The 21752-nt window shown below is 50.8% G+C and carries 21 protein-coding genes; 4 read left to right on the top strand and 17 right to left on the bottom strand.

The features are described 5' to 3' along the window. Nucleotides 1-85 precede the first annotated feature (85 nt). On the top strand, nt 86-2050 hold the full coding sequence (locus tag F752_RS25180) for a choice-of-anchor B family protein (RefSeq protein ID WP_160164082.1): 1965 nt from the start codon (nt 86-88) through the stop codon (nt 2048-2050). 30 nt (nt 2051-2080) lie between these two features. Here the strand turns inward: F752_RS25180 and F752_RS0104550 are convergent, their stop codons facing one another. The 14 genes from F752_RS0104550 to F752_RS0104485 all read right to left on the bottom strand — a co-directional run bounded on the left by F752_RS0104550 (nt 2081) and on the right by F752_RS0104485 (nt 16285). Then, nucleotides 2081-2953, bottom strand: a complete 873-nt coding sequence (locus F752_RS0104550) for a hypothetical protein (RefSeq protein ID WP_017730549.1) — start codon at nt 2951-2953, stop codon at nt 2081-2083. Then, on the bottom strand, nt 2950-3555 hold the full coding sequence (locus F752_RS0104545; RefSeq protein ID WP_017730548.1) for a TIGR04282 family arsenosugar biosynthesis glycosyltransferase: 606 nt from the start codon (nt 3553-3555) through the stop codon (nt 2950-2952). Before F752_RS0104545 ends, F752_RS0104550 begins: the two co-directional genes overlap by 4 nt. Further along, a complete protein-coding gene (locus F752_RS0104540) occupies nt 3545-4048 on the bottom strand; it encodes a rhodanese-like domain-containing protein (RefSeq protein ID WP_017730547.1) in 504 nt (167 codons plus the stop codon). The genes F752_RS0104545 and F752_RS0104540 overlap by 11 nt, the downstream gene beginning before the upstream one ends. A 1-nt stretch (nt 4049) precedes the next feature. Then, a complete protein-coding gene (gene arsS, locus F752_RS0104535) occupies nt 4050-5105 on the bottom strand; it encodes an arsenosugar biosynthesis radical SAM (seleno)protein ArsS (RefSeq protein ID WP_017730546.1) in 1056 nt (351 codons plus the stop codon). A gap of 80 nt (nt 5106-5185) precedes the next feature. After that, nucleotides 5186-5521, bottom strand: a complete 336-nt coding sequence (locus F752_RS0104530) for an arsenosugar biosynthesis-associated peroxidase-like protein (RefSeq protein ID WP_017730545.1) — start codon at nt 5519-5521, stop codon at nt 5186-5188. A 69-nt stretch (nt 5522-5590) separates the two neighbouring features. Next, the gene (gene mptB, locus F752_RS23450) at nt 5591-6979 is read right to left on the bottom strand and encodes a polyprenol phosphomannose-dependent alpha 1,6 mannosyltransferase MptB (RefSeq protein WP_017730544.1); all 1389 of its coding nucleotides are present in this window, start codon (nt 6977-6979) and stop codon (nt 5591-5593) included. Further along, nucleotides 6976-8433: a cellulose synthase family protein gene (locus tag F752_RS0104520; RefSeq protein WP_017730543.1), complete on the bottom strand. Its 1458-nt coding sequence runs from the start codon at nt 8431-8433 to the stop codon at nt 6976-6978. The genes mptB and F752_RS0104520 overlap by 4 nt, the downstream gene beginning before the upstream one ends. Then, nucleotides 8430-9113 (bottom strand): glycosyltransferase family 2 protein, encoded by a 684-nt coding sequence (locus F752_RS0104515; RefSeq protein ID WP_017730542.1) that lies wholly within the window; start codon nt 9111-9113, stop codon nt 8430-8432. Before F752_RS0104515 ends, F752_RS0104520 begins: the two co-directional genes overlap by 4 nt. A 318-nt stretch (nt 9114-9431) precedes the next feature. Beyond that, a complete protein-coding gene (locus F752_RS0104510) occupies nt 9432-11309 on the bottom strand; it encodes a 4Fe-4S binding protein (RefSeq protein ID WP_017730541.1) in 1878 nt (625 codons plus the stop codon). Between the two features lie 55 nt (nt 11310-11364). Next, complete coding sequence (locus tag F752_RS0104505; RefSeq protein ID WP_017730540.1) at nt 11365-12693, bottom strand: NAD(P)/FAD-dependent oxidoreductase; 1329 nt, start codon at nt 12691-12693, stop codon at nt 11365-11367. 102 nt (nt 12694-12795) lie between these two features. After that, on the bottom strand, nt 12796-13815 hold the full coding sequence (locus tag F752_RS0104500; protein ID WP_017730539.1) for an ABC transporter ATP-binding protein: 1020 nt from the start codon (nt 13813-13815) through the stop codon (nt 12796-12798). A gap of 1 nt (nt 13816) precedes the next feature. Further along, nucleotides 13817-14869, bottom strand: a complete 1053-nt coding sequence (locus F752_RS0104495) for a FecCD family ABC transporter permease (RefSeq protein ID WP_017730538.1) — start codon at nt 14867-14869, stop codon at nt 13817-13819. A 115-nt stretch (nt 14870-14984) separates the two neighbouring features. Next, nucleotides 14985-15593 carry a YkgJ family cysteine cluster protein gene (locus F752_RS0104490; RefSeq protein ID WP_026135515.1) on the bottom strand — a complete coding sequence of 203 codons (609 nt, stop codon included), beginning with the start codon at nt 15591-15593 and terminating at the stop codon, nt 14985-14987. Between the two features lie 107 nt (nt 15594-15700). Then, entirely contained in the window at nt 15701-16285 is a 585-nt protein-coding gene (locus tag F752_RS0104485; protein WP_017730536.1) for a DUF4136 domain-containing protein, read from the bottom strand. 294 nt (nt 16286-16579) lie between these two features. Between F752_RS0104485 and F752_RS0104480 the strand changes: the two genes are divergently transcribed. After that, the gene (locus F752_RS0104480) at nt 16580-17596 is read left to right on the top strand and encodes a hypothetical protein (protein ID WP_017730535.1); all 1017 of its coding nucleotides are present in this window, start codon (nt 16580-16582) and stop codon (nt 17594-17596) included. A gap of 62 nt (nt 17597-17658) precedes the next feature. On the opposite strand, the gene F752_RS0104475 is transcribed toward F752_RS0104480, so the two are convergent. The 3 genes from F752_RS0104475 to F752_RS0104465 are packed head-to-tail and all read right to left on the bottom strand — an operon-like array spanning nt 17659 to nt 19632. Further along, entirely contained in the window at nt 17659-18102 is a 444-nt protein-coding gene (locus F752_RS0104475; RefSeq protein ID WP_017730534.1) for an AAA family ATPase, read from the bottom strand. Nucleotides 18103-18117: 15 nt separating this feature from the next. Then, the gene (locus tag F752_RS0104470; RefSeq protein WP_017730533.1) at nt 18118-18444 is read right to left on the bottom strand and encodes a DMT family transporter; all 327 of its coding nucleotides are present in this window, start codon (nt 18442-18444) and stop codon (nt 18118-18120) included. A 27-nt stretch (nt 18445-18471) separates the two neighbouring features. Further along, nucleotides 18472-19632 carry an ABC transporter substrate-binding protein gene (locus F752_RS0104465; RefSeq protein ID WP_017730532.1) on the bottom strand — a complete coding sequence of 387 codons (1161 nt, stop codon included), beginning with the start codon at nt 19630-19632 and terminating at the stop codon, nt 18472-18474. Nucleotides 19633-19744: 112 nt separating this feature from the next. On the opposite strand from F752_RS0104465, the gene meaB reads away from it, so the two are divergent. Both meaB and F752_RS0104455 read left to right on the top strand, forming a co-directional pair. After that, entirely contained in the window at nt 19745-20752 is a 1008-nt protein-coding gene (gene meaB / locus F752_RS0104460) for a methylmalonyl Co-A mutase-associated GTPase MeaB (protein WP_040664259.1), read from the top strand. Nucleotides 20753-21074: 322 nt separating this feature from the next. Then, nucleotides 21075-21689: a hypothetical protein gene (locus F752_RS0104455; RefSeq protein ID WP_017730530.1), complete on the top strand. Its 615-nt coding sequence runs from the start codon at nt 21075-21077 to the stop codon at nt 21687-21689. Nucleotides 21690-21752 lie beyond the last annotated feature (63 nt).

Raw genomic sequence — 21752 nt, 5'->3', positions numbered from 1 at the left:
TATGCCCGGCTCTTCATTAAAATTTAGATTACTGCTGCCTGCTTTATTCCTCTGCAGCACTTTTGCTGCGGCTCAAACCCCCTGTGTGGATGGAAACGCAGGTAATTATCCCTGTAGCCAAATCGATTTACTTGCACATGTGGGTACAGAAGAGCTATTAGCAGAAGAGCATGATGGGATATGGCTTAATGACCTCTGGGGATGGACTGATCCGGAGACAGGCAAGGAATATGCATTGGTGGGAATGTCGAATGGTACTTCTTTTGTCGATATCAGCGACCCTGTTAGGCCAGTAGTGCTGGGCATACTGCCGGAGCACCATGCGGCGGAGGGAGCGAGAAAGAACAGGCAGCAAGCCGGAATGCATGAGGGAGGAAAATCCGCCTGGCGAGATATAAAGGTTTATAAAAACCATGCTTTTATTGTGAGTGAAGATGCAGGACACGGTATGCAGGTGTTTGACCTTACACAGTTAAGAAATGTAACGAACGCACCTGTGGAGTTTGCCGAAACGGCCAATTATCAGGGAATTGGCAAGGCCCATAATCTCGTCATCAACGAAGAAACAGGCTTTGCCTACGCCGTAGGGGCCAACAGCCCCGGCTATGACTGTAATATGGGAGGCTTGCACATCATTAATATACAGGATCCGGCGAAGCCCGTATTTGCCGGCTGTTTCGATGCCGATGGCTATACCCACGATGCGCAATGCGTAATTTACAAAGGACCTGATCCTGATTATGCGGGACAGGAAATTTGCTTTAATGCCAATGAAGATGCCATTACCCTGGTCGATGTAACAGATAAAGCCAATCCTGCTTTAATTTCTGTTAACCCTTACGAGCATGCGGCTTACGCTCACCAGGGCTGGCTTACGGAAGACCATCGCTATTTTATTTCCAATGATGAGCTCGACGAATACTATACAGGTGTGAATACCACCAGCTACATATGGGATATGCAGGACCTCGATAACCCGGTGCTGATTGGGGAGTATGTCAGCAATCTTAGCTCTATTGACCATAACCTCTACATTAAAGAGGCAATTGCCTATGAAGCCAATTATACTACAGGCCTGCGGGTGCTGAATATTTCAGATATTAAAAATGCTAACCTGCAGGAGATCGCCTACTTCGATACGCACCCTGAAGATAATGATGTTAAGTTTAAAGGGGCATGGAGCAATTACCCCTTCTTTGAGAGTGGGGTGGTAATTGTGAGTGATATTACTCACGGCCTTTACATTCTGCAGCCAACTTTGGGGTTGGTAGGAAAAGAAGCAGAAAATGTAATTAGCTGCGAAGGTGGGCAGGCGACTTTTCAGGTATATCCAAACCGCTTCGACCTGACTTACAAGTGGCAGAAAAAAGAGGGGGAAAGTTATGTCGACCTGGAGAATGGTTCCGTCTATAGTAATGTAAACACTCCGAAGCTAAGGATTAATGAGATAAGCACCGAAATGGAAGGAGCTGCCTACCGGTTAAAAATGACCGAAGCCGATGGTGGTGAATCTTATTTTTCAGAAGATGCCAGTCTTTCGCTTAGCGGGATGCCGGAAGCAGCCTTTGAGTACAGAGAGGAAAACGGACAGGTAATATTCACGAACCTTTCCACGAACGGAACTTCTTATACATGGGATTTCGGTGATGGTTCTGAGCCGGTGGAAGAGGAAAATCCTACGCATCAGTACACGAGCCATGGACCTTTCGAGGTTCGTCTGGAAGTTTCGAATGATTGCGGTTCAGCCGTATTTACCCAAACGATTTCACCGATTACGGGAATTGAGGATAAAGAACTGGCCGAAAAGCTGGAAATATATCCTAATCCTGCCAAAGAAACCCTCCATATTTCCTACAGGAACAGTCCTGCTAAGGTAAACGCCATTAGCCTGTACTCTTTAAGCGGGCAGCGCCTTTTGCACCAGCAGCTAAAAGCAAGCCAGGATGGGGAGGCCCACCAGATTGATGTTAGCAAACTGGCAAAAGGAGTTTACTATTTAAAGCTTACCTCCGAAAAAGGGATTGTTGCCCGAAGAGTTATTGTAGAATAAGAAAAAGGCCTGGTAAATCAGGCCTTTTTCTTATTCTACAGCCCAGTAGGCTTCCCTGGTAGCTGATTTAAGCTCCATATTACGGCCATCCCAGCTTTGCTGCTTTAAAAGGATGTTCGGGTATTCCTTTGCAAACCAGTAGGTATTGGTTTTTCCTTCCTCCAGTTGCGCTTCCACCCGCCAGGCCGGCCGGACAGTGTCGGACAGGACAGTTTCATCTTCAGAAACCTTGAACTGAGCCTGGTATACTTTCGGCTCCGGAGCAGAATTGGTAACCTGACTTTCCAGCACTGTCTGGTCAAAAGTAAGCCCTACTTCGAAGCGGAGAGCACGAAGGGTATAGCTGAGTGCATCTTCGAACCAGAGTGTATCCGGCAGCTGCATTTCGCCATCTCCCTGGCCGTCCCAATAGCTGGTGTATTCGTAGCGATAATGGTCGCCGGTATGTTCAAAAAGTTTAAAGGTATTGCCGCACCACTCCTGGCTGGACTGGGTCATTTTATGCAGCGTATTCGGGGCCTCGCGTTTAAAGAACAGACTGCTGAGGTAATGGTAGGGGTACTTCTGTGTGGGAATTCGAGCAAATTTATTCACCTTCATTACCGGAAACAGGTCTTCCCGACTATAGTCATCTGTTTTAACATTGTAGGCCTGATTAAAATCTTCTTTTACCAGTATAAAGGTATACTCAAAGTCCCTGGTCCTGCCATACACTTCCCGTTCGGCATCATATACAGCCACCTCAGCCAGTCCATCGTCCCACAGCGTATCAGTGGCCCATAGAGCATTTATATAAGAGGGTGCTATATTTCCCTCCTTCTCTTCCACAACCCTCCTGCAGGCTGCTACACAAAGCAGCAGGATGAGGAGGAGGAGGCTAAAGCGGCTGAAAGAGTTTTTCATACTTCCTTTACCTTTCGCTGGTGGGCCAGCCAGTCTTCTTTCTGGTCGATATCGTTGAGCAGCGGGAGCAGGTGGTACGTTAACTGCAGGCGCTGTGCATCTTCAAGTGTTTGCTCCAGCACACTTTCAGTACTCCAGGCCTTGTTCCTGAAAAACTCGGGCTGTAGTTCCTTCATGCCCAGCAGGTAATAGCCGCCATCCTGAGCCGGTCCAAGTACCACATCTTTATGCTCCAGGGCATTAAAAGCCTGCTGAATAATGGAGGGGGTAATCTCAAAGGTATCGGAACCGATGATGCAAACCTTCCCGGCCCCCCGGGCAAACTGTTCTTCAAAAGCCTGCTCCATGCGGAAGCCTAAATCATGGCCGCGCTGCAGACTGAGGCTAAAATTACCATCGCCCCATACACCGTCCGGCTCTGTTACTTCGGAGAAGTAAACATTTTTCTGGCAGGGAAGGCAGCGGGTGGTCTTGTGGGTGTGGTGGAGCAACTGCTCATACACCTCCAATGCTTTATCAGGTCCTATTCCTGCAGCCAGGCGGGTTTTAGTTTTGCCCGGAATAACATTTTTAACAAATATAATCAGGTGGTTATTTTTCATACACGCGTATTCCATTCGTTAGGTATATACCCCAGTAGCGGTTGTAGGTATGTACCTCTTCCGTGGGCTCACCATTGGTTCCAAGGAGCGGGTGGCCCAGATTCTTCCATTCAATTATACCCCCGTATAAATTGTATACCTTTTTGAAACCGGCCTGCTGCATTCTTTCGCCTATTTTTTCGCTGCGCCAGCCTATGGAACAGTACAGCACTACCGGCATATCTTTGGGTGCCAGCATCCAGCCACTGCTGTCGAAAGTTTCGAATCCGGCAAACCGGGCTCCCGGCAGGCGGCTTACCAGCCATTCTTCAGGGGCTCGGGTATCGAGCAGGAGCAGGGTGTCTTCCTGCTTCAGCATAGCGGCCAGACTATCAGGCTCAATGAGGGGCACGGTATTTTTATACAGCAGTGCCAATTGGCTGTGGTAAGTTTTTTCTTTGCAGGCATTCAGCATGCAGCAGCAGAACAGTAAAAAGAAGAAAGGGGTTCGCATATCAGGTAGTGGCACCTCCGCAGCTGGAACCAGCGCCGGCCGTGCAGCCGTAGCAGTGCTGGTTCAGCCGAATAGCCCGCTGGTCGATTGAATTCAGCTGAAAGTCTGATATATGCTCAGGGGCAGTCTTCTCCAGCTTCATATCGAGCATCTGGTTAAAATCGCAGTCGTAAAGAGCACCATCCCACCCAACGGAGAGTGTATTGCGACACATCACGCCAGCTGCCGCCACCGGATTGAAGGCATTGACCAGCTTCTCCATATAGCTTTCGTAATTGCCACTTTGCAGCAGGTAATCAAGAAAGCGGCTGATGGGCAGGTTCGTGATTACATAGAGGTTATTGAATTCCACGCCAAAATCCTTCAGCAGTTTCTGCTTAAATTCTTTTTCCAGCGATGCCTGCGAACCGGGTAGAAAAGCCCCGGCAGGATTATACACCAGGTGAAGGTCTAGTCCGCTTCCGTGCTTTCCGTAGCCCACCGCGTTCAGCATTTGCAGGGCCTTAATGGATTTTTCAAATACACCCTCGCCCCGTTGTGCATCGGTCCGGCGGGCAGAGAAGTGGGGGAGAGAACTCACCACTTCCACACCATGTTGGCGGAAAAACTCAGGCAGGTCATGGTATTTAGGGTTAGCGAGAATGATGGTAAGATTGCAGCGCACCATCACCTTTTTGCCGCGCAGGCTCAGTTCTTCCACAAACCAGCGAAAGTGCGGATTCATTTCCGGGGCGCCGCCTGTGAGGTCAACAGTATGGATTTGTTTCCCGGCCGCATCCAACGCATCCAGGCAGTGCTGCATGGTTTCGCGCGCCATAATCTCTTTGCGGTCCGGCCCCGCATCTACATGGCAGTGCTTGCAGGTCTGGTTGCACATCTTTCCTACATTAATCTGTAGTATCTCCACGCCCGTTGGCCGTAGCGGATACAGACCAGCTGCCTCCAGCTTATCCTGGAAAAGAGCAAACTGTTCGCCATTCTGCCGGGGCGCCTCCAGCACTTCCAGCTGGATAAGAGAATTGGCCAGGCGGTGTTCCTGTCGTTTAAGAGAAGTCATTAAATTAGTATTGAGTATTGAGTAGTGGGTAATGAGTAAGGATTTTGCAGTACCCACTACTCATTACCCATTACTATGTTCTACATCGACACTTCCTTTACCTTATTCATCATTTGTACGCCGTGTACCAGGGAGGCGCCCCCACGAATGGCGGCGGCCACGTGCAGGGCTTCCATCATCTGACCTTCGGTTGCGCCTTTTTCGAGGCTGCCGGTGCTATAGGCATCAATGCAGTAAGGGCACTGCAGCGCGTGAGAAACGGCCAGGGCAATCAGGGCTTTTTCGCGTTCACTGAGCTCTCCTTCCTTGAAAACCTCTCCATAGTAATCAAAAAACTTTTTAGCCAGTTCCGGCTGCCAGTCCGCGATATTGCCAAACTTTCCTAAATCTTCGGGTTTATAATAAGTCTTTTCCATGGTGCTGTAATATTAAAAAGTAAGTTGTTGTGTAGAATAAAGGTTTTCAGAAAGCTGTAATTTAGGGAATTATGCCGAAACAGGCACCTCATCATGGCTCCAGATTTTGTATTTCCTGATTTCCCAAAGTGCAAAAAGCCCGCTGAGGCCATATTCAAGCCACAGCACCCACACCTGCTCTTCAAAGCCTGCAGGATTATAACCGGCATAAGTGAAAAACACCAGTCCCGACCACAGCAGGGGAAAGCGGTAGGGGGTGAGCAGCGAGAGGGCCAGCAGTGGCGTGATGTACCAGGGGTGCACTGTAAGCGAAAACAGCAGGTAAATGCAATATACCCACAGCATGGCCTGGGGGAGCGGAAGTGCTTTTGCTTTTCGGCTGAGGCTGAAAAGGAGGATGAGCAGTGTGGCCGTACCTGCCATCCAGGGGCCTGCAAGGCCGATAGTGTTATAACCCTTCAGCCAAAAACCGACTTCCCGCACGAGGTAATACAGGCTGGCATTGAACTCAAATTTTTGGTAATAAAGCGAAAGGCTGTCCTGCATGCCATGGAATAAAGCTGCATCATAGAGCGGAAAAAAGAGCAGGAGTACAGCCACAAAGCCTGTTGCTAAAAATAAGGTGAGGTGAGCAGGACTAAACCTCCTGAACCAGAGCGGAATGAACATGAGGGGCAGAAGCTTACTGCCTATTGCTCCTGCCAGCGATAAGGCAGTGCCTGCCAGCCAGGTTTTCTTCTCTTCCTGTTTATACCTCTCAAAGCTCCACAGCCCCAGTAGCAGGAAAGCAATCATCCAGGCTTCAAAGTGCAGGTTGCCGGTCAGTTCTAAAATGATGAGCGGATTGAGTGCATACAGGAGCAGTGCTTTTTGGGGCTGATGGTAATGGCGTAATAGTTTCAGGAGCAGCCAGAGGGTGAGTACTTCGGCCAGGATATTCAGCAGGCGCAGTACCAGCACACTTTGCCAGATACTTTCCTGCCCCACAAAAGCAGCCAGCGAAAAAGTTGCCTGGTGGAGGGGTGGATAAATGGTGTGGTAGTGCGGAGAATTGAGCTGCCGGTACAAATCCTCTGATATACCCTTTATGCCCGGAGCTTCTTCCTGCATATACCATTCGGGCGTATGGGCAAAGGGATGCTCACCGGCCAGTATCAGCCGCCCGTCCCAGATGAAGCGGTAAAAATCGTCGGACAAATTCGGAAAGGAAGGTAGCAAAAGGAGTCGCAGCAGCATGGCCAGCAGCAGCCACTGCCGGACGCTCGCCCGCTCAAACTTTTGGTAAGCCAGCAGGCAAAGGCCGAATAGCCCGCTGTAGTTGAGCAGCAGCGGAAGCGTATCCGTTCTTTGCAAGAAATAGCCTATATATGCCAGCCCCACAGCATAAAGGAGGCCAATAACGATAAACCAAAGCTGCTTTGGATGATTAGAGAAACCGGCTATGGCATTTTCTTTCATCTAAGGGAATAGTAAAATACCAGTCCGAAGCCAGTTGCCAGCATGCTGTGGAAGAGGAGCAGGGCATAATCCTGCAGGTATATGCCGGCACCCACGCCAAAGATGAAGTACAGGCACAGCAGCCCTTCGAGTAAGCTCAGCCAGCTAAACTGCGGGCGGATATAGATATTATCTGCCCAGCTGTCGCCTTTTTTCCGGATGTTAAACTTGGGTGTACGGATAAAGGAGGACTTTTTGCCCAGCCAGCCCTCGGCTACGGCCATGGTATTATGGGCGGCCAGTCCCATGGAAATAATCAGGAAGGGCGGAAACAGGCTCCAGAAATAGCGGCCGGTATGTTCGGGTTGCAGGCGGCGGCTGGCCATCCAGTAAAAGAGAGCAATGGAAAGGAAGCCCAGCAGGAATATGCTGCCGGCATGGAACAGCCAGTTTAATTCCGGCCGATGGGCTTTCAGAAACAGCATAGGAATGCTGAGCAGGGCAGCCAGCAGAATGGCAATAAATATACTGCTGTTAAGCAGGTGAAAGAGGGCGTGAACTTTGTGGATGGGCTTCCGCTCCGGGCTCCTTAAAACCTTCCAAAGGTTCTTACGGGCACACTCAGCGGCCCCTTTATTCCAGCGAAAGTGCTGCGATTTAATAGCCGGCATGAGCACAGGCAGCTCGGCAGGGGCTTCTACCGCTTCCAGGTAGCGGAATTTCCAGCCCTTCATTTGGGCGCGGTAGCTCAGGTCGAGGTCCTCGGTAAGTGTATCGGCCGACCAGCCGCCGGCTTCTTCTATACAGCTTTTGCGCCATATACCACCAGTGCCATTAAAGTTGATGAAGCTGTTGGCATGACTGCGCCCACCCTGCTCCACGGTAAAATGAGCATCGAGCCCGAAAGCCTGCAGGCGGGTAAGCAGACTGTAATTACGGTTCAGGTGACCCCATCGGGTTTGCACTACCCCTACCTCCTTATCGACAAAGTAGGGAATGGTTTTTTGCAGAAAGTCGGGCTGCGGGAGAAAATCGGCATCAAAAATGGCGAGAAAGTCTCCCTTGGCCTGTTGCAGACCATCCTGCAGGGCTCCGGCTTTAAAACCTTCGCGCTTTTCTCTCCGGATGTGCCGGATATTAAGACCTTTTGGCCCGAGTACGGTTATTTTTGCGGCTATAATGGAACTGGTATCGTCGGTGGAATCGTCCAGTACCTGAATTTCCAGCTTCTCTGCAGGGTAATCAAGTGCAGTTATGGCTTCGAGTAAGCGTTCGGCCACATAGCGCTCATTGTAGAGCGGCAGCTGTATGGTTACAGCCGGGAGTTCTGCAGAACTGGAAAAAGCTTTTAGCGGAGAGGGCTGCTTTTTAAGCGACTGCCGGTAGTGCCAGGCCAGGTGGAGTTGCCCCAGACTAAACAGAAAGAGGAAGAGCAGGCTCAGGCTATAAAGGACCACTACTACAGAAACCATCATCGATACTTAAAAATCGTCCATAAAATTTTATAACCGGCTCCCAGTGTACCTTTTACCGTTCCGCTTACTTTCGATACGCCAATCCGCCTGCGGTAGTTGACGGGCACCTCCGTGCAGCGAAGGTTCAGGCGGGCTGCTTTTGCCTGCATTTCCACCGTCCAGCCATAGGTTTTGTCCTGCATTTGTATATCGAGCAGGGACTGGTATCGAACCGCCCTGAAAGGTCCAAGGTCGGTAAAGCTGGTATTGTACATCCTGCGGAGCAGGTAAGTGGCCAGCCAGTTGCCAAAGCGCTGCTGAGGCGTGAGAGATCCTTTTTCCTTCCGGCCCAGCGCCCGGGAGCCAATCACCAAATCGGCCTGGCCGGCAAGAATAGGTGCTACCACCTCCGGCAGCTGTTGCGGGTTATCGGCATAATCGCCATCCATAAAAACCACAATATCGGGCTTTATCTCTTTCTGTGCAATATAATCCATGGCTTTGAGGCAGGCCCATCCGTAGCCTTTCCGCCCCTCATATAGCACCGTAGCACCTGCTGCCCGTGCCACTTTGGTCGTTTTATCTTTCGATGCATTATCTGTTACCACAACCTCCCGCACCAGCTGCCAGGGCATATCAGCCAGCACTTTGCCAATAGACTTTTCTTCATTAAAAGCGGGGATGATAACATCGATGAGCATTTTTTAGACGGGAATTGGGATACAATAGATTTTAGACAATGGACAATAGATGTAGGACATAGGACCTAAGACACAGGACCGCTTTGGGTTCAGGGGCAAAGATAGCTTATAAATTACTGTCATTGCGAGTGCAGCCCCTGTGGAACAGCGCGGCAATCTCTTTCGAGTTGAAAGGGAGTGTCAAAGGGGAAATCCTGGGGTAGTGTAGTACAATTGGGCGAGAGATTGCCACTTCACTCCGCTGGGCTCCGTTCCTCGCAATGACAAAACCATTAAGGATTCTGAACAGCCGAAACAGGGCACCAGCCACCAAATGCATTATTCAATTACAGAAACATGTTCATTGCCAATTAAAATAGGGTTACCGAAACGGCCTTTTGGGTCTTTATTTTCGAGTTTGAGTACGCCACGCGGACATACGGAGGCACAGATGCCGCAGCCTACGCAGCTGGCCCGTACTACGTTCTGGCCCCGCTGGGCATACCAGCGCACATCTATGCCCATTTCGCAATAGGTGGAGCAATTGCCGCAGCTGATGCACTGGCCGCCATTGGTAGTAATGCGGAAACGGGAGCGGAAACGCTGAATGATGCCAATATAAGCCGCCAGTGGACAGCCATAGCGGCACCAGACCCTGTTACCCATGAGTGGATAAAAGCCTGTACCCACCACGCCGGCAAAAACCGCCCCGATGGCAAAGCCATAAATTTCGCGCAGGGTATAGGTGCTGATGCCCAGAAACTCGCTGCTAGCGGTGAAATAGGTGTAAAGCACCGCAATGGTCATGCCTACGGCAAAAACCAATACGCTATGCACAAGGGCCCGTTCGACATTCCAGGCCTCCACACTTTTATTGGAAAGCTGCCGGAAAGGGTCGCCCAGGTTTTCGGCCAGGGCACCACAGCCACACACCCAGCTACAGTACCAGCGCTTGCCGTAGAGGTAGGTGAAAAGCGGCACGGCAATAATAATGAGGGCAATGCCCCAGCCCAGCATAAACAGTCCGAGCGTCCCGTTGGCCAGGAATTCATCCAGCCGATAGTCGAAAAAGAAGTCGTAGTTCAGTGGCCAGATGTTCTTAAAATCGAAATAGGGTTTATTGAGGGCGACCAGAATTTCGGGGATGATAAAGGCAAAGGCCAGCTGAAAGAACATGAGGGAGGCGGTGCGGATTTTGTGGTAATTGCTGTGCCGGTATTTTATCAGCATGCGCACACCCATTACCAGTACTGCCAGTGTGTAAAGAAAGCCATAAAGGAAGAATTCGCTGGCAGGATTGCCCGTCATCCAGTAACAGAAAGGCTCGACCAGCAAAATCCAGTTGGTCATATAATAAGGGTAGAAGTACAGGATGATGTAGAACAGGATGAGGAAGGTACCCAGCAGTACACCCAGCCAGCCCCGGTTTTTGAGAGAACTGAAAAAGATATTGTTGTGCTTGATACCTGCCACGGTGCCCAGGCCCGGCAGAATGTACATCAAGGCTCCTGCAGTACTCAATCCGAAGGCAAGCCAGAAAAAAAGCCAGGTGTAGTTGGCAATCCAGCCGATGGTGGAGTATTTCACCAATGAAGTGAGATAGCCTTTGGCAGAATAGGAGCTAATACCTTCCCCTTCTGTAATGCCCATCTCCAGTCCTTCCAGTGTGCTGCGGAGCTCCTGCTCCAGGGCTTCGGAGGTTTCATAGGTGCGACCTTCCATCCAGCCGGTATAATCGCGGAGCAATTGCTGCCTTTCTTCCAGCAGCTGACCCTCTCCTTCGAGCTGGGCCAGAGCCAGCGTGGTGTTGTATTCTAAATTTGTTTCCAGACGGGAGACCTCGATAATCTTTTCAATTTCATCATCGGACAAGCCATAAATAGCCAGCACCCGCTCATTGGTCCGCTCGAAGAGGTCGTTTAGCCTGTCCACAAAGCTGAAATTCCAGTTATAGGTTTCTCCCATCATGGGTTCGGCTTCCTTTACCATCAGCCAGTAAAGCGGAGGTGGGGTGGCCGGCCGGGTATCGTCGGGCAGGGTTTGCGACACCGCCATAGGGGCCACTTCTTCTTTATAGGAGAAAGCCTCCTGCAGCGCTTCTTCCGTTAAGCGATAGTCGGAAAGAAAAAAGATGCCGATAAAAAGTCCGAAGCCTGCCAGGAAAAGCAGGAGGCCCAGGTGGCGAATGAGTGGATAAGTTTCTTTATGGTTTCCCAAAATATTAAAGTTTTAATCTGGCTCCTAAAAATTAGTAGTTGCCGGTAATGCCGGTTTAGCCGAATATCTTCCAGAATTTCTTGCGTACGGGCGTTGCTAAAGTCCGGCCGGTTTGTTTTTCGTACAGGTCTCTTATTTCCTGTTCGTGGCGACGGTGGAATTCCGGGTCGAAGTTCGCTTCTCCCAAGGCGGGTAAGATGCTGTCGATAGTGGCGCTGGTTTTTATCCATCGGGCGCAGACTTCGTGGCGATAGCGGATGCCGAGCAGGGAAAATCCCTTTACCGCTCCGCTGCTTTTATTCCACGCAATGCGAATCGTTTGCTCATGCTCCAGATGCTGCCAAAAAAGAGTTTCTGTATCTTCTTTCGGTAGGTTTGGTACTTCGCCATACACCTGGTATTCGATGTCGAAGAACTTGGCGGAGTTAAACCAGGGGCCAGGCTTATAGGTCAGTGGCGTGCCGCAAATAGTCGAGGCCACGGTTTCGCCATGGATGCGGCCGGTATACCAGATTTGCTCAAGAGACTTTCGGCCTGCTGGCGGCTGGTGGTATTCTGCACAATCGCCTATGGCATATACATCGGGCTGGTTGGTGCGGAAGCAGGAGTCGACCAGTATACCCCTGTTGGTTTCGATGCCGCTGCCTTCAAGAAAGCTAATATTCGGCACTACGCCTATGGTGATACCCACAAACTGACAGTCGACTTGCTTTCCTCCCTTTAAACGAACCGCTTTCGCATTCCCCTTTTCATCCTGAATAATTTCTTCCAGCTCACTTTCCAGTTGCAGGTCTATTCCCTGCCGGCGGAGGTGTAGGCTGATGATAGCAGCTTCTTCCGGAGGTAAAACATTTGACCAGTATTCCTTTTCCCGCACGACAAGACTAACGGCTATATTGCGACTATGCAGCATTTCGGCCATTTCCACACCTATCAGGCCACCGCCTATCACCACGCCACGCTCAATACCCTTCGTCTGCTGCTCCATTCGCTCCAAATCCTGCAGGCTGTAGAGCCCCTGCACATTGGGGGCCTCTTCGCCCGGCCAGCCACCTTTTCGGGGGTGAGAACCGGAAGCAATCAGCAGGATATCGTAACTAATCTCGCCTTTTTCCTGCAGCCGAAGCTTTTTGTGTTTAGTGTCTACCTGTGTAACCCAGTCGCGGACCAGTCCTATCCGGTTTTTCGGCCAGAACCAGTCTTCGTAAGGTTTTATATTATAGTAGGCCATATGGCCCATGTAGAGGTACATGAGGGCGGTGCGGGAGTAGAAATGGTCAGATTCTCCGGAAATGACCGTGATGGCATAATTGCTCCGCTTGCGAATGTGCCGCGCTGCCGTAATGCCTGCAATGCCGTTACCGATAATGACCACCTGTTTCATTCCTGCTAAATTAAGGCTTTAAGATAGGGAATTCTTGTATACCGATAAAGTTTGAGGAGGGGCGATATTTTGAGGGGTAGTAAGAGGATGCAGGAGGCAGACTCATCGTTCTGTCATTAGCGATTTTACCAGCGCTTCCAGCGAATCGGCCACTTTTTCTCCTTCGGGTGCAAAAAGCTGCCAGTGATAGCTTTCGTGTTCAGCCGTAATTCGGATGGAAAGAGGGGTACTTTTATCATGGCTAAGGGCGTAGCCATAGCGTTGCAGGGCTTTTTCGGTCCAGTGGCGGGCGGGGCCTTCCCCTTCCAGATATACCGGCACGCAATGCTCCACTTCTTCTACAAAGCGGCCGCTGCTCAGGTCGAAATGGAAGCCACTCCTGTTAAAGGCTTTGGCCAGGGAGCCGTTCAGCACCAGGTCTTCGGGCATACCCGCCAGGAATCCTTCCTGCTCCTGGGGAAGGAGCCAGAGGCGGTCGGCCGACTGCAGGGCCAGCTCCAGTTCGTGGGTAGCGACCAGTATGGCTTTCTGGCGACGGAGAGCCAGCAGACGAAGCTGCCGCATTATCTGAAGGCGGTTAATGAGGTCGAGGTGGGCAGTGGGTTCGTCGAGTATCATCAGCTGTCCATCCTGGGCAAGAGCGCGGGCAATCATCGCCTTCTGCCGCTGTCCGTCGCTGAGCTCGTAGAGCTTCCGCCCTGCCAGCTCTCCAATGTCAAGGTCATTGAGCGCCTGCAGCACCATTTCTTTATCGGCAGGGCTTAAACTGCCACCCCATCCGGTGTGGGGGTAACGACCTAGCGCCACCAGCTCCAGCACATTCATATTGCCGGCACTAAGCTGCTCGGTAAGCACCAGGCTGATGCGGCGTGCCCTTTCCTGCTGCGCCAGCTGGTGAATGGGCTGCCCTTCCATTATAACCTGTCCTGCCAGTGGTTCCTGTACGCCGGCGAGGGTGCGGAGCAGGGTGGATTTGCCGGCTCCGTTCGGCCCCATCAGACAAAGGAGCTCGCCCTGATATACCTCCAGGTCCAAACCCGCACGCACTATTTTATCGGCTTTCTTATTCCGGTAGCCGATGCTGAGCTGCTGTGCCTGGAGGGTAGGGCTCACTTTCTTCATGCTAAAAACTTTTGCTGATATTTCGGCGCCGCACAATCAGCCAGATAACCACCGGCGCACCCAGCAGGGAAGTTACGGCATTGATGGGCAAAACTTTTTCGCTGCCGGGCAGCTGGGCCAGTATGTCGCAGGCCAGGAGCAGGATAGCGCCTCCGAACATTACCGCGGGGAGGAGCTTGCGATGGTCGGCGGTAGGAAACAGCAGACGGGACAAGTGCGGCACGGCCAATCCTACAAAGGCAATAGGTCCACAGTAAGCGGTGACACTGCCGGCCAGCAAACTGGTGCTCAGGATAATGAGGAAGCGGGATTTTTTCAGGGATACGCCCATACTTTCGGCATAGCGCTCGCCCAGTAACAGGGCGTTGAGGGGCTTTGCAAGGAACTGAGCGAGGAGGAGGCCGGCCAGTACTATGGGTAACAGCAGCCGCAATTCTTCCCGGGTGGTGCCGCCCAGGCTGCCGAAGGTCCAGATGAGGTAGGCCTGTATCTGCTCTGCTTCGCTGAAAAACTGCAGAATACTTACCACCGCACTGGCCAGGCTGCCAAACATAAGGCCGATGATGAGGAGAGTCATACCATCGCGCACCTTCATCGATACCAGCACCACCAGGAGGAGCACGCTGGCAGAACCGATGGTGGCGGCCAGGATAATCAGGCCCTGCACATCGGCTAACAGCCAGCCGCCCAGGAGGGAGCCGGCCATTACCACCAGTGCTACGCCAAGGCTGGCGCCGGAGCTGATACCAAGTACAAAAGGACCGGCCAGTGGGTTACGGAAAAGGGTTTGCATTTGCAGGCCGGAGCAGGCCAGGGCACTGCCGGCGAGCAGGGCCGTAAGGGCCTTTGGTAATCTGAATTCCCAGATAATATGGTGCCATGCTTCCTGTCCTGCCTCCAGGCCCAGCAGAATTTTAGCCACCTGACCGGGTGGTATGGCTACCGAGCCCAGGCTTAGGTTGAGCAGGAAAAGACCTGCTACAGCTATTCCAAGGCCGAGAAGCTTACCTAACCAGTTTTTGCGTTGCCAGATGTCGGGAGCGGATGCCTGCATAGGGCTGTAAACTTATTGAAAAATTAGCAAAAGCACACTTTGTTCCCCTTTTACAAGGTGCTGAAAAATAAAAAGAGAGTTCCCTTTGTGAACTCTCTTCTGTACTTTCTGTAAATCAGCCTGCCATCCTGAGCTTCCTCCTGGGTTTGGGGCGGTAAGCGAAATAGTGTAAAACAATTTCCAGCGCCCTTTCCATGGCTTCATTAATAGGGAAAAACTTGCGGCTCAGCTCCGGATCTATGGCGCTGAGGCGGCTGTAGTACCTGCCCATAACCGGCACTTCCAGGCCTGCTTTCATTCTTTCCTGCACCTCGGCGTAAAGAGCCGCCTGCCCTTCCTTAATTTTATTGCAGGTAACCAGCTGTAGCTGCCCCCACTTGTCGCGGGAGGCTGCATAGCCAAACAGCCGGCAAATGAGGCCCCGATAGGCATATTCTGAACATAGCCCGCTGCTGCCGCCAGAGATGGCCAGCTTCAGGAGTGAGCAGGTTGGGCCGGACTCCTGTTGTAGCTTTTCCAGCACTTCCGTTGCTCTGCCTTCCAGCAGGTAGTGGTAAGCCAGTGGAAGAAACTCCAGAACGGTGGCTTCAATATCGGCTTTCTGGCAGCAGGTGCCACAGCCGGCTAAACATTTTAAAGGGGCCTGCTCCTTAAATTTTGTTATTTCCTGTTCGAGCTGATGGTATACTTTCTCCACTGCCCGCACTTTGCGCGCTATTGACATATTTTCGTGAAAATCGCGCAAATGTAATCCGGAAAAACAAAGGTTTTTCAGCCCTCCGACAGAAAAATTATTTGTCTGTAAAACTTCCCGGGCGTCAGGTGATTCCTCTACTCCCTGACGGGTTCCACCGGGTATTCCTCGAAAATATTGTCGATATAATCGCGGATGGAATTATCAATATATTCAGGGTCGATGGGAGTTTCGGACCAGCCTCTCCATACGATTTCCCGATCGGCCGCTTCAATAATATCGACTACGAAAGTACCTTCAGTGTATTCTATCTCCCGAATGCCATAGCCGGTAATTTCCGGAATGGTGGCGAAGCCGGTGTAATAGTAAGGCTCAAGTGTGGCAGGGGTATAGAAGCCGTCGGTGTAGTAGGGATAGGTGGTGGCTACCGGCACCCTTTGAAGCTCCTCTTCCTCTTCATACATGGTGTTTACATTTACCAGCAGGTCGGGATTTTCCGGGTCCAGCTCATATCCACGGGCTTCCATTTCCTGCTGTACCTCATTAATGATTTTTTCAGTATAGATAGTGCCATCACCCTCATCTTCGCCACTTGGCAGGAAGGCATAGGTTTCATAGGCGCCAAAGTCAGCTTCAGGAGCCGTATCGGTGTATACTACAGGGCTGCAGGCGTACATCAGGATGCCTAATAAGCTTAAAAACATTCCACTTACTCTTTTCATAGCTTTGCTGTTTAATATTTGAAACTACAAATTCAACACCCTTCCGCTTGCATTGTTTAGCTTCATTTACTGAAAATGAGAGCCCTCCTTTGGGAATTTGTAACTTCTGCCGGTGAAGGCTGGTTGTTGTAAAAGTAATATTTTTGTAGGAAGGGGGATGTCAGAAGAAAAAGCTGTTTAAATGAAATGTGGCCAATATTTTCCGGATGAACAGGTGGCTGTTTTTAAAGGAGTGTTTATGATAATAATTCAATTTTTCAGGAACGTGTAAGCCTCTGATTCTGTTCTGTTTATATGGAAACAAAAGAACAAAACCGGGCTGTTGAACAGCAGGAGGAAAGCATGGACTGGAAGCGGTCCATCCCCGCACAAATATTCCTGAACTACTTCTTTAGTCTGCATTACCTGATCCGCGAGGCAGCGGATGCCTTTCAGCTAAATAAACTTCCTTACTTCAGGCACTTTGAAGCTGTTCTGACGGAAAATGATAAATCTGCCATTCGGCAGCACCTGCTGAATGCCTGGAATACCGAGTATGCCTTACGGGCCACGGCCCAGTTGGGGCACGATGATTATTTGCGTAATGCCCTGCACTGGACTTTTCCGCAGGCTTATTACAGTGTTTTCGAGAGCCTGCAGGCCTTTCTGCGACTGCATGGTGTACGGCGGGCACAGCCTGAGCAGCTGCAATGGGAGGCCGGGCACCTGATTGCCGGTGGCGCTTATCCGAAGGCAGTTTCATTTTATGCCGGTGGCCACCCACTGCGCCCTTACCTCCATGGCCTCTCTTACGGACACTACAGACCCAGCCTGCAGTTGGCTGATATGCGTACAGAGGCTGAAGCCCAGGTGGGGCAGTTTCTTCGTACAACCCGAAAAGCAAAGGCCCAGGGTGTTCGACAGCAGGTGCAAAGTAATCCTGCCAAAGCGCTGCGAAGCCCACGCACAGGAAAAGTGCTGGAACGGTTTACAGATGAACACTGGCGGCAGCTGAGCTGGCGGCTAGGATATACCAATATCTTCAGCTTCCTGCTGCGTCTGCGCATTTCGGCCAACCATCGCGAGATTACCCGCTTTGTAGAAGCTGATATTGATTTTAAGCTGTTTCAGCAATCGCTGCAGTACCTGGTCAGTTACCTGAACTTTGTGCATGAGGCATATGTGGCCAAAGCACTCGGGCTGGAGGCTTACCGGGAGTTTGTGCAGAGCCTGCCTGCTTATTTACAGGAAAGCTTTGTGGAAGGAAGGCTTGAGCAGCAGATTGTGCCCCTTTTGCAGAAGAAGGAAAAGGGAGAAGAAAAAGCGGCTTAAATGAAAATGCTGGTATCTGAAAAACAGGAAGGGCTTCCGTTAGGGGAGCCTCTTTTTGTGCCTTACTGATATAGTTCCTCTACAGAAAAGAAGTTGTTCGGCTGTAGCTGCACTTTGTAGAGCCGTTCGAAGCCCTCGCTCAGGAGGGGCACTTCCAGGCGCTTGCGCGTGCCGCCAATCCCTTTTGCGGGAATACGTGCCTTGCCTGTTCTGCCGGCATTGCGCCGTATGGCCTCTCCCATACTGGTTTCAAAATAAAATCCAGTTAGCCGGAACCTGGCGGCAAGCGCCGGTTCTATGTACCTCCTCCGTTCTTCAGCAGTAGGGTTGGTATTATCAATAACAAATCGCTGGCCCGCCTGCAGGCATAGGTCCAGAAACTTTTTCTCCCGGTGCCGGGTCCGCAGCAGGTCCATACTAATGCGCAGGTGAGTCTGCAGGAAATGATGGCTGTAAAAAGTAGTTTTGCCTGAGGCTTGTATACCGCAGAAAATAATGGCTTCCATAGTCCTGCTTGATTCTTAATTTGAAACGAACTTTAACCCAATAATGGAACAGATGAGGGTGGTAATAAAGAAGAGTCTCCAGAAATCGGCTGGTTCTTTAAAAAAGGCTATGCCGACAATGGCAGTTCCTACCGCACCAATACCCGTCCATACGGCATAAGCAGTTCCGATAGGTAAGGTTTGCGTGGCGCGGTAAAGCAGCAGCATGCTTACAGACAGACATAGAATAAAGCCTGCAAACCAGAGGGAGGAAGTGGTTCCGCTGGTTTCTTTTGCTTTTCCTAAACAGCTGGCAAAGCCCACTTCGAAAAGGCCTGCAATAATTAAGATGATCCAGTCCATGTGCAGTGGGTTTACAGTTCTACGGCTTTACTCCAGCTTTTCATAAAAATACAGCTCATAGTCCGGCAGCAGGTCCGGATGAAGAATTTTAATAAGGTCGGCGAGTACAATGTCCGGGCGGCTGTAACCAAGTTCCATGTATTCGTTGCCTCCTTTAGCGCCGGTGCGGGCGGTATAGGTATATACATTTCCTTCCTGCCAGGCATCGAAGTGACTATAACGGCTATCCGCCTTTTTCAGCCCTTCCAGGCTTTCGTAATTGGCGGTGCCTATCCAAAAGTCCGCATCATGAGCCTTGTTAAAGACCGATTCGAAGCTGAGCTGTAAGCTCCCGCTTTCTTCCGTATCGCTCCACAGAAAGTCACCTCCCGCATCTTCAAAAAAGCGGGCCGCCCAGCTATCCCCACCGGGCATAAACCAGGTGCCGTTGTATACCAGTCCGGTAAATATTTCCGGCTGTACTTCGGCCGTGGCGGCAAGGGCCCTAAGCGAGTCGTAGCGCTGTACGATTCTATTAAAAACCGAATCGGCTTCCTCTTCCTTATTCAGAAAAAGGGCTGTAAACTTGAGCCATTCTGCCCTGCCAAGCGGACTTTGTTCCAGAAAATCGGCATTGAGCACGACCGGAATATCCGTACGTTGGAGGCTGCGAAGGCTTTTGTCCTGTGGTCCCATGCCATAGGCCATTACCACATCAGGCGAAAGGGCCATCAGCTTCTCAATATTAAGGCCATTACTGGCACCCAAATCCTGTACTTCTCCTGCCTCGATACGTTCCCTCATTTTTTCAGAAGAAATATGATCGGTGGTAGGGAATCCGGTGAGTACTTCGCTGGCCCCCAGCAGGTCAAGCGAAGGAATATGCGTGGTGGAGAACATGACCATATCATCGACCGGAATCCGTACCACGGCATCGGCCTCTATTCCCTCCGGTTTTTCCATTCCATGAGGAAGCAGCAGGTATCGCTGGCTTTTTTCGGCTCCCGGAAAAGGCTGCAGCACCTCCACTATTTTATACCCATCGGCATACGCTACCTTAAACTGTTTGGCATAGCGGATGTTAGTCTGGTGAAAAGTGGTATCAGCCGCTAAAGAGATAGGCTGTTCAGCTCTTTGTTCGGGAGTATCGCAGCTCCATAGAAAGAGCAGGAAGAAGGCAAGCCCTAGAGATTTGTTGAGGGATAGCATGGGAATACATTATTTGCGGGTGAAGGTACAATTTTTTGCGCAGGCTGTCCAGAAAAAAGCATATAAGCCATTAAGCTTGGCAAATTGGCCCGGGCTTTTTAGTTTTAGGAAGATGAATACAAAACGCAAACGACGGCTAAGTCCGGAAGAATATATTGAGGGGGTGTTGCAGGGCGACCGGGTGGTGCTGAGCAGGGCCATCACCCTTATGGAAAGCAGCCTTCCTGCCGACCATGCGCTGGCTACTGAGGTGCTTGATGGTATTTTGCCTCATACAGGCAAGTCGCTCCGCATTGGCATAACAGGCGTACCTGGCGTAGGAAAGAGTACCTTTATTGAAAGCTTTGGCAGTTATATTACCGGCCTTGGAAAGAAGCTGGCTGTGCTGGCCATTGACCCCAGCAGTCAGCGTAGCGGGGGCAGCATACTCGGCGATAAAACCCGTATGGAACAGCTTTCTCACGACCCGCTGGCTTATATTCGCCCTTCTGCAGCCGGAAGTGCTTTGGGAGGGGTCGGCGCTAAAACGCGCGAAAGTATGCTCCTGTGCGAAGCGGCCGGCTTTGAAGTTATATTTATTGAAACCGTAGGGGTAGGGCAAAGCGAAACTTCCGTGCGCAATATGGTTGATTTTTTTCTTCTGCTCATGCTGGCCGGGGCTGGTGACGAGCTGCAGGGTATTAAAAAAGGCATTATGGAAATGGCCGATGCCATAGCCATTACTAAAGCCGATGGTAATAATAAGAAAGAGGCGGGCAAGGCAAAATCAGAATATCAGAATGCCCTCCACCTTTTTCCTATAGCCGAAAGTGACTGGCAGGCCCGGGTGTTAACCTGCTCTGCCCTGGAGGGCAGCGGACTGGCCGATATCTGGCAGGTGCTGGAAGAGTATGAACGCCACACTAAAACAAAAGGCTGGTTTGAGCAGCAACGGCAAAGCCAGAACCTCAGCTGGATGCACAGCGCAGTGGATTACCTCCTTAAGCAGCAATTCTATAGTCATTCCAGCGTGCGTTCGCAGCTGGGAGCGGTAGAAGAAGAAGTAAAAGAAGGAAGAACCGCCGCCCTGAGTGCAGCCCGAAAACTTTTCGAATACTACCAAAACACTCTCCAAAGCTGAACAAAAAGCTTAGTTACAGATTGAAGGTATGCTGATCTTGCTGTGTCTGTGAAGACGGTGGCTTAACCAAAAGCTCAGGCAGGCGGCTTGTAATAGATGAAAAGCTATTTTTCGCAGTAACAGTTCTTTTGTCATGCCCGTAGGGCATCTGAAGAGTTGAGGGCAGGGAGTTAATGAATTGAAGGGGAATAGTCGCTGCTTTTATCTCAAAGTATTTAAAGTAGCTGTTGCGGGAACAGATTTCCTGCCTGCGCGGCCCGGGGGAATGACAAAGCGAAGCGGTTCGTGTTAAACGAACTACTGAACTAAAATAAATGAAAAGGTGAAGAATTTTTTAATCAGTTGTACCATTCTCCTGGCCTCCTTAAGTTCCTGTAATGAATCGGGAGCGCCGGAGGAGACTATTGAGCTGGCGGAAAACAAAAAGGAGGAAATCTTTCATCAGCAGGAGCATCTGGAAACAGGCGACAGCCTGGAGGTAAAGATCCTGAGCTGGGGCGGGAAGTCCATCGGAAGTTACCTTCTCCTGATGGCCGACAGTGCCCGGCAGCGCTATATTGGCGATTCTTTCTTCAGGAAAGGAACGCTGGAAAATTCCTGGATAAGCGATTTAGATGAAGATGGCTGGCCCGAAGTAGGGGTGGTAGTGCAGGAAAAGGAAAATAATGGCTATGCAAAGCTGCAGCTGCATGAGCTAACGGGTGATTTTAGCATTCGGACCATCAACCTCCCGCCCCTGAGCGAAGCACTTGGCGCTGATTACGGCGGCCACGATAGTATTTACCTTAAGGGTGGGCGAATAGTCCGGGACTTTCGACGCCTCAATCGGGCCGACAGTTTACCGGCCAATATGCCCCCGGCAGGTCGGCGAGTGGTGTACGACATGGAAAACAACAGTCTTGTGATAGCAGAGTTTGAGGAGCTGCCTGTAAAATAGAACCGGCAAAACTTATTGTAATTTTGAATATACGCCCTGCTCTTACTACTTTACAGAAGGGCC

The organism is Nafulsella turpanensis ZLM-10 (assembly GCF_000346615.1).
Lineage (GTDB): Bacteria > Bacteroidota > Bacteroidia > Cytophagales > Cyclobacteriaceae > Nafulsella > Nafulsella turpanensis.
This window is presented reverse-complemented; position numbering and strand designations above follow the sequence as displayed.